At 71.5% G+C, this 7,231-nt stretch carries 7 protein-coding genes and 1 pseudogene; 4 read left to right on the top strand and 4 right to left on the bottom strand.

What is annotated here, in order from left to right; all coding sequences use genetic code 11:
- A pseudogene (locus CCR97_RS27920) lies at nucleotides 1-325 on the bottom strand (hypothetical protein); the annotation flags it as partial.
- Nucleotides 326-503: 178 nt separating this feature from the next.
- Between CCR97_RS27920 and CCR97_RS27915 the strand changes: the two are divergent.
- Nucleotides 504-1,646: an MFS transporter gene (locus CCR97_RS27915; RefSeq protein ID WP_170145687.1), complete on the top strand. Its 1,143-nt coding sequence runs from the start codon at nucleotides 504-506 to the stop codon at nucleotides 1,644-1,646.
- On the opposite strand, the gene CCR97_RS27910 is transcribed toward CCR97_RS27915, so the two are convergent.
- On the bottom strand, nucleotides 1,583-2,134 hold the full coding sequence (locus CCR97_RS27910; RefSeq protein ID WP_111355500.1) for a hypothetical protein: 552 nt from the start codon (nucleotides 2,132-2,134) through the stop codon (nucleotides 1,583-1,585). The genes CCR97_RS27915 and CCR97_RS27910 overlap by 64 nt on opposite strands.
- 87 nt (nucleotides 2,135-2,221) lie before the next feature.
- Nucleotides 2,222-3,205, bottom strand: coding sequence for an N-acetyl-D-Glu racemase DgcA (gene dgcA / locus CCR97_RS27905; protein WP_111355499.1), 984 nt, complete (start codon nucleotides 3,203-3,205; stop codon nucleotides 2,222-2,224).
- A 109-nt stretch (nucleotides 3,206-3,314) separates the two neighbouring features.
- On the opposite strand from dgcA, the gene CCR97_RS27900 reads away from it, so the two are divergent.
- The 3 genes from CCR97_RS27900 (at nucleotide 3,315) to CCR97_RS27890 (ending at nucleotide 6,178) form a co-directional block, all read left to right on the top strand.
- Nucleotides 3,315-4,457: an ABC transporter permease gene (locus tag CCR97_RS27900; RefSeq protein WP_111355498.1), complete on the top strand. Its 1,143-nt coding sequence runs from the start codon at nucleotides 3,315-3,317 to the stop codon at nucleotides 4,455-4,457.
- A 2-nt stretch (nucleotides 4,458-4,459) separates the two neighbouring features.
- A complete protein-coding gene (locus tag CCR97_RS27895) occupies nucleotides 4,460-5,242 on the top strand; it encodes an ABC transporter ATP-binding protein (protein WP_111355497.1) in 783 nt (260 codons plus the stop codon).
- Nucleotides 5,243-5,332: 90 nt separating this feature from the next.
- Nucleotides 5,333-6,178, top strand: a complete 846-nt coding sequence (locus CCR97_RS27890; RefSeq protein ID WP_111355496.1) for an MlaD family protein — start codon at nucleotides 5,333-5,335, stop codon at nucleotides 6,176-6,178.
- 496 nt (nucleotides 6,179-6,674) lie between these two features.
- On the opposite strand, the gene CCR97_RS27885 is transcribed toward CCR97_RS27890, so the two are convergent.
- A partial coding sequence (locus tag CCR97_RS27885; RefSeq protein WP_201160087.1) for a hypothetical protein occupies nucleotides 6,675-7,231 on the bottom strand: 557 nt, incomplete at its 5' end.

Here is a 7,231-nt window from a genome sequence, read left to right as displayed (position 1 = left end):
CGGCGAGCCGCTCCTCGATCCGGCCGAGCGCCTTCGGCAGGGTGTCGACGAGCGTCGGCGGCACGGCCGGCTGGGCCAGCTTGGCGACCGTCTCGTCGCGGAAATCGGCGACCGCGACCTCGATGCGGCCGAGGATGAGGGCGAGGAGGTCCATCTCCTCCAGCCGGGTCCGCCGTGCGTGCTCCTCCAGGAACCAGCGCCCGCGCCTCGTCTCGGCCAACGCATCGGCGATCGCCGCATACTCGACCTCGGTCGGCGACGGCGTCTCGTCCGGATCGGGATCCGGGTTCGGCGGGTAAGCGGAGAGCGCGTCGGACATGGTCACCCGGTGCGATCGGAACTCGTCGAACCGGAAAGGCTCGGACCGGCAAGAACCGAACTCGCCCGCGGGTCTCGAGTCCCGGGGCGAAGCGTGGAGCGGGGCCGGACGCGAAACCGGTTTCCACTTCGGCGACCGCGATCTAAAGCTCTGCCCGACTCGCCACCGGAGCGCAATCCGCGAGATGCCTTTACTTAACAGGACTTTGCCGGACGACGGCTTCGCCCGGCGGATGGGCGCGTTCTACGCCGCCTATTTCGTCTTCGCCGGCATCCAGCTCCCGTTCCTTCCGGTGTGGCTCGCCGACCGCGGGCTCGATGCGCGCGAGATCGGCCTCGTCCTGGCGCTCGCCATGGCGACCCGGCCCGTGGTGGTGCCGCTGACGACCCGCCTCGCGGACAAGCGCGGCTGGCTGAAAGGCCCGCTGATCGTCGCCTGCTGGGTGACGGTCGCCGCCTTCGTGCTGCTCGAGCAGTCGCACGGCTTTCCGGCGATCCTGGCCGCCTATGCGGCGGCCTCGATCACCCAGGCCCTCATCCTGCCGTTCGCCGACGCCTTCGCACTCAGGGGCTTGGCCGAGCGCGGCCGCGCCTACGGTCCGGTGCGGATGTGGGGCTCGGTGAGCTTCATCGTCGCCAATCTGGCCGGCGGCCTGCTCCTGGAGCGGCTCGGGCCGCCAAACGTCGTGTGGTCGCTCGCCGCTGCCCTGGTCGTCGCCGCCGTGACGGCGAGCCTGCTGCGGCCGCTCGTTCCGCATCCCGAAGGGGCGAGCCCGGCGGTTGCGCGGCCGAACCCGTGGCGGTCGGCCCGGTTCGTCGCCGTGGTGGCGGCGGGGAGCCTGATCCAGGCGAGCCACGCGGTGCTGTACGGCTTCGCCAGCCTGCAATGGGCCGCCAAGGGCCTGGATGGGCTCGAGATCGGCGTCCTGTGGGCGATCGGCGTGGTGGCCGAGATCGTGCTGTTCGCCTTCTCGGGCCGGGTCGCGGCGCGGCTGCGTCCGGTCGATCTCCTGGTGCTCGGCGGCGTCGGCGCGGTGCTGCGCTGGACCGTGATGGCGTTCGATCCGCCGGCCGTGCTGCTGCCGGCGCTGCAAGGCCTGCATGCGCTGTCGTTCGGCGCCGCCCATCTCGGCGCCATGCATTTCCTCGCCGAGGCGCACCGCGGCGCCACGGCCCAGGGCGATTATGCGAGCGCCGTCGCGGTCGTGTTCGCCGGGACGATGGGCGTCTCCGGGCTCCTGGTGACGGCCTTCGGCAGCTTCGCCTATCTGGCCATGGCGGCTTCGGCGACGGCCGGCGTCGCGATCGCCCTGGTCGCCCGGCGATAGCTGCGCGCCTGCGGCGCTGCGGCTCGCCGCGGCGCCGACGCGACCCGCCGGACTGCGCCGTCGCAGGGCTGCACCACGCCGGCGAGATCGCGGCCGCGCATCATCAGCATGTTCGGGGTGAGGCCGCCGCGCTGGGCGATCCAGCGCCGCACGCTGCCCGGATAGAGGCCCCACAGCGCCCGGGTGGCGACCGGGCTGGTCACCCGGCGGCCGGTCTGGTCGGGCAGCCAGGCGGCATGGAAGCCGAGCGCCGCGTTGCGGGTCGCGCACAGGCGGTCGCGCGGGATCATGCCGACCACGATGGTGCAGGCGGACAGGCAGGTGCCGTCGATGACGACGCGCTCGCCGCTCTGGCGGACGCGCTGCCAGCGCGAGACGTAGTCGCCGATCATGCCGCCCGTGTCGGACGTGATCAGAACGTCGGCGGCGGCCGGCATGATGGCTCCCACGGCGAGCGCCGCGCCGAGGCACAAGGCTGCAATCCGCATGCTCCATTCCCCCGTGAAAGCCGTCCCCCCGGATCGGCCTTGCAGGATTCGTACCTGCCGAGGTTTGTTCCCTCAATCCGGAAAATGTCAGCCCCACAACACGTGGGTAGCGGGATGGAGAATGCTGCCGTCGAAGGCCAGTCCGTGTGGCCTGTCGTCCACAAGCAGGAGTGGTCCGTCGAGGTCGACGAAGGCCGCGCCCTGCGCGACCAGCACGGCAGGCGCGATGGCAAGCGAGGTCGAGACCATGCAGCCGACCATGATCTCGAATCCCAGCGCGCGGGCCTCTGCGGCGACGCAGAGCGCCTCGGTGAGACCGCCGGTCTTGTCGAGCTTGATGTTCACGGCGTCGTAGCGGTCGCGGAGCTGCGCCAGCGTCGCGCGGTCGTGCACGCTCTCGTCTGCGCACACCGGCACCGCATGCGCCACGGCGGCGAGCGCTGCGTCGGCGGCGGCGGGCAGCGGCTGCTCGACGAGCTGCACGCCGGCCGCCGCGCAGGCGGCGAGGTTCGTCTCCAGGTCGGCCGGCGTCCAGCCCTCGTTGGCGTCGACGATCAGGGTGGCGGCAGGCGCCGCGGCCCGCACCGCGGCGATCCGGGCCGGATCGTCTCCTCCGCCGAGCTTCACCTTGAGCAGCGGCCTATGCGCCGCGGCGGCGGCTGCGGCGGCCATCGCTTCGGGCGTGCCGAGCGAAATTGTGTAGGCGGTGGTGAGCGGCTGCGGCGCCGGCAGGCCGAGCAGCACATGGGCCGGCACCCCGGCGCACTTCGCGTCGAGGTCGATCAGCGCGCAGTCGATCGCGTTGCGGGCCGCGCCGGCCGGCATCGCCTCCTGAAGCGCCATGCGGTCGAGACCGGCCGCCAGCATCGGCCCCATCGCCTCGATCGCCGACAGCACGCTCTCGACGCTCTCGCCGTAGCGCGGGTAGGGGACGCATTCGCCGCGTCCGAGGTGTGTCCCGTCCGACACGCAGGCGACGACGACGCACGCTTCGGTCTTCGCCCCGCGGCTGATCGTGAACGTCCCGGCGATCGGCCAAGTTTCTGATGTTGCTGAAAGTTTCAATGCCATGGAACGGCCCCGATGCGGTTCGTTCGGACCTCGACAGGCCGGCGCTGCGGTGTCAAGTATCGGGGTCGGCGAATCGGGAGGATCCCGTATCGCGCCCCCGGAGCCTGCGATGAGCGACCGCCTGCTCGATGCCAGCGTCACGGACGGGCGGCTAGCGCTCGCCGCCGCCGGGTCGTGGACGGCGGACCGGGCCGGCGAGCTCGAGCGCCTGGTCGAGACCGCGCTGCGGCGTGCCCGCGGCGTGCCGGCCGAGAGCCGCCGGGTCGAGATCCGCATGGCCGGCGTCGAGCGGCTCGACACCTTCGGGGCGTGGCTGCTTGAGCGGCTGGTGCGCAGCCTCGACGCGAGCGGCCGCGAGGCGGCCGTCGTCGACCTGCCGGCGCGCTATCGCACTTTGGTCGACGTAGTCCACACCGCGAACCGCACGCCGCCGGCGCGGGTTCGGCCGAACCCGATCGCCGAGGCCTTGGCCCGGCTCGGCGCCACGGTCGTCGGCCTGGTCCGCGACCTGCTGCTGATCGTCCAGATGTTCGGCGAGCTGACCCTCGTCGCGCTGCGCACCGCCGCGATGCCGTGGACGTTCCGCCTCACCTCGACGGTGCATCATCTCGACCGGGTCGGCTGGCGCGCCGTGCCCGTGATCCTGCTGATGACGTTCCTGATCGGCTGCATCATCGCGCAGCAGGGGCTGTTTCACTTCCGCCGCTTCGGCGTCGACACCTATGTGGTCGACATGGTCGGCATCCTGGTGCTGCGCGAGATCGGCGTGCTGATGACCGCCATCATGGTGGCGGGCCGCTCGGGCAGCGCCTACACGGCCGAGCTCGGCGCCATGCGGATGCGCGAGGAGACCGACGCGCTGCGCACCATGGGCTTCGATCCGCTGGAGATCCTGGTGCTGCCGCGCGTCGCCGCGCTGGTGATCGCACTGCCGGCGCTCAGCTTCATCGGCTCGATGGCGGCGCTCTACGGCGCCTTCCTGGTGTGCTGGCTGTACGGCGGCATGAGCCCCGACGTGTTCCTGTCGCGCCTGCACGACGCCATCTCGCTCGACGACTTCGCGGTCGGCATGATCAAGGCGCCGTTCATGGCGCTGGTCATCGGCGTCGTCGCCAGCGTCGAGGGCCTGCAGGTGAAGGGCTCGACCGAGTCGCTCGGCCTGCACACCACCGCCTCGGTGGTGAAGTCGATCTTCCTGATGATTGGGCTCGACGGCCTGTTCGCCATGTTCTTCGCGACGATCGGGATGTGACCATGCTGGCGCCCTCGACCGAAATCGTCATCGGCGTGCGCGACCTGGTCAGCGGGTTCGGCGACGCGACCGTGCTGGACGGCGTCTCGCTCGACGTGACGCGCGGCGAGATCCTCGGCTGCGTCGGCGCCTCGGGCATCGGCAAGTCGGTGCTGCTGCGCACCATCGTCGGCCTGCTGCCGCGGCGCTCGGGGACCATCGCGGTGTTCGGCGAGGATCCGGCGCGGCTCGGCGCACGGGCGCGGCGGGCGCTGGAGCGGCGCTGGGGCGTGCTGTTCCAGCAGGGCGCGTTGTTCTCCTCGCTGACCGTGCTGCAGAACGTCCAGTTCCCGATGCGCGAGCATCTCGCGCTGTCGCGCCGGCTGATGGACGAGGTGGCGATCGCCAAGCTGGAGATGGTCGGCCTCGACGCCAGCGTCTGCGACAAGATCCCGTCCGAACTGTCGGGCGGCATGATCAAGCGCGTCGCGCTCGCCCGCGCCCTGGCGCTCGATCCGGAGATCGTCTTCCTGGACGAGCCGACGGCCGGGCTCGATCCCATCGGCGCCGCCGAGTTCGACAGCCTGATCAAGACCCTGCAGCAGACTTTGGGGCTCACGGTTTTCATGGTAACCCACGATCTCGACAGCCTGCACGCGGTCTGTGACCGGATCGCCGTGCTGGCCGACCGGACCGTCGTCACGGTCGGCCCGATGGATGCCATGCTGGCGTCGGATCATCCGTGGATCCGGTCCTACTTCCGGGGCGTGCGGTCGCGGGTCGGCCCCGCCGCCGCGGTCGCCTGACCGGCGGTGAATAGCGCGGCGCGCGCCGCGGACGGACGAGACGGGTACGGGTTCGGGGACGGGCGGGTTCGAGGGCGGGGCAGGTCGACGATGGAAACGCGAGCGAACTACATCCTGGTCGGACTGTTCACGCTGGCCGTGGTGGTCGGCGCCTTCACGTTCGTCTACTGGTTCAGCGCGCCGCCCGGCGGCACGGACCGCAAGCGCTACGACGTGGTGTTCGAGGGCGCCGTCTCCGGCCTGCGGCCGGGCTCCTGGGTGCTGTTCAACGGCATCCGGGTCGGCGACGTGACGACGGTGCGCATCGATCCCGACGCGCCGCGCCAGGTGATCGTCGGCATCGCTGTCGATCGCGCCGTGACGCTGCGCACCGACACCCATGTCGGTCTCGACTTCCAGGGCCTCACCGGCTTCGCCTCGGTGTCGCTGCGCGGCGCCTCCGCGACCGCGCCGGTGCTCGACCCGCCGATCCTGCGCGCCGACCTCACGGCCGGGCAGGACGTCACCTCGGCGGCCCGCAGCGTGCTGCGTCGGCTCGACTCGCTCGTCGCCGACAACGAGGCGTCGTTCCGCAACACGCTGCGGAACATGGAGTCCTTCACCCAGACGCTCGCCGACAACTCCGAGCGCATCGACCGCATCGTCGCGAAGGCCGAGGCGGTGATGACCGGCGCCGAGAACAAGCTCGAGGACGTCGCGGCGGCGGCCCGCTCGATCCGCACGCTCGCCGACAATCTCGACAAGAACATCGGCCAGATGTCGAGCGGCCTGACCCGGTTCAGCCAGACCGGCTTGCGCGAATGGGAGCGCCTCGCGGTCGACGGCCGGCGCGCCATCTCGACGCTCGAGCAGGCGGTCAAGAACATCGACCAGAACCCGAGCCGCCTCCTGTTCGGCGGCGCCCCCGCCCAACCCGCCGGTCGCGCCACGCGTTAGGGCAGGGGGCGGGCGATCCGCCGATCCGCCCGCCTCGAAGCGAATAGTCATCCGTCCTCACCCCGAGGAGCCCGCGAAGCGGGCGTCTTGAAGGGCGAAGGCCTCGGCGTCGGGGCCGCATGGTTCGAGACGCGCTCCTGCGGAGCGCTCCTCACCATGAGGATGGACGCGATCCAGATGCGCGGCCGTATTTCTCAGGGCGGCAGGAGCCTCGTGTCCCGGGCGCGGCGCGACGCGCCGTGAACCGGGACTCAGGGGCCTCGCGCCGCAGCCGTAGCCGTAGCCACCTGAACCTCCACCGCCAGGCCGATGGGCCCCGGCGCTGCGGTGCACCGCTGCGCGCTGCACCGCGTCCGGGGCACGAAGCGAGCCCTGCCGCTCCCGTCGCATAAGACAGCACCGCACGAAAAAAGGCGGCGTCCGGGGGCGCCGCCTTTCGTCCTGTCGCTTGTCACGACTGTTTGGACGCCTCGCGTTCGTGTCTCGTCGCGCCGCCTCAGTCGAACCGGCCGGCCGCGTGGGCCAGCATGGTGTAGACCTTGCCGGTCTCGGAGGTCAGGTAGGTCCGGGCGACGACCTGGCCGCGATCGTTGCGCGAGACCTCCTCGAGCAGCCGCTCGAACTCGCCGATGTAGCGATCGACGGTCTGCTTGAACTCCCGGTCGGCCCGGTAGCGCTTGCGGATCTCGTCGAAGGTCTTCTGGCCCTGCGGGGTGTAGAGCCGGCGCGAGAACACGTTGCGCTCGCCGCGATTGTAGCGGTCCCACAGCTCGGCGGCGGCGTCGTGATCGATCATCCGGGCGATGTCGACCGACAGCGCGTCGAGCGACTCGATCGTGTAGCGGGTTCCGCGATCGTCGGCCGGGGCCTCTCCGCGCGGCGCCGGAACCTGCTGCGGCCCGCGACCCTCACCGCCGCGACGCAGCGGCTGGTCGTCGTCGTCGTCCTGCGAGGCGCGGCTCAGGAGGTCGGAGAGCCAGCCGCCGCGGCCGCCATTGGTCGGGGCGGTGGGCGGCGCCGCGTTCTGCGGCTCGGGCGCCGGCATGCGCTCGA

Origin of the sequence: Rhodoplanes elegans, assembly GCF_016653355.1 — a bacterium.
Classification (GTDB): Bacteria; Pseudomonadota; Alphaproteobacteria; order Rhizobiales; family Xanthobacteraceae; genus Rhodoplanes; species Rhodoplanes elegans.
The sequence above is the reverse complement of the archived record's forward strand: the minus strand, read 5'-3'. Positions and strand labels throughout refer to the sequence as shown.

What these genes read in the sequence shown, in the direction of transcription:
- CCR97_RS27915 (WP_170145687.1), top strand. Translation starts at nt 504, where the DNA reads ATGCCTTTACTTAACAGGACTTTGCCGGACGACGGCTTCGCCCGGCGG.
- CCR97_RS27910 (WP_111355500.1), bottom strand. Translation starts at nt 2,134, where the DNA reads ATGCGGATTGCAGCCTTGTGCCTCGGCGCGGCGCTCGCCGTGGGAGCC.
- dgcA (WP_111355499.1), bottom strand. Translation starts at nt 3,205, where the DNA reads ATGGCATTGAAACTTTCAGCAACATCAGAAACTTGGCCGATCGCCGGG.
- CCR97_RS27900 (WP_111355498.1), top strand. Translation starts at nt 3,315, where the DNA reads ATGAGCGACCGCCTGCTCGATGCCAGCGTCACGGACGGGCGGCTAGCG.
- CCR97_RS27895 (WP_111355497.1), top strand. Translation starts at nt 4,460, where the DNA reads ATGCTGGCGCCCTCGACCGAAATCGTCATCGGCGTGCGCGACCTGGTC.
- CCR97_RS27890 (WP_111355496.1), top strand. Translation starts at nt 5,333, where the DNA reads ATGGAAACGCGAGCGAACTACATCCTGGTCGGACTGTTCACGCTGGCC.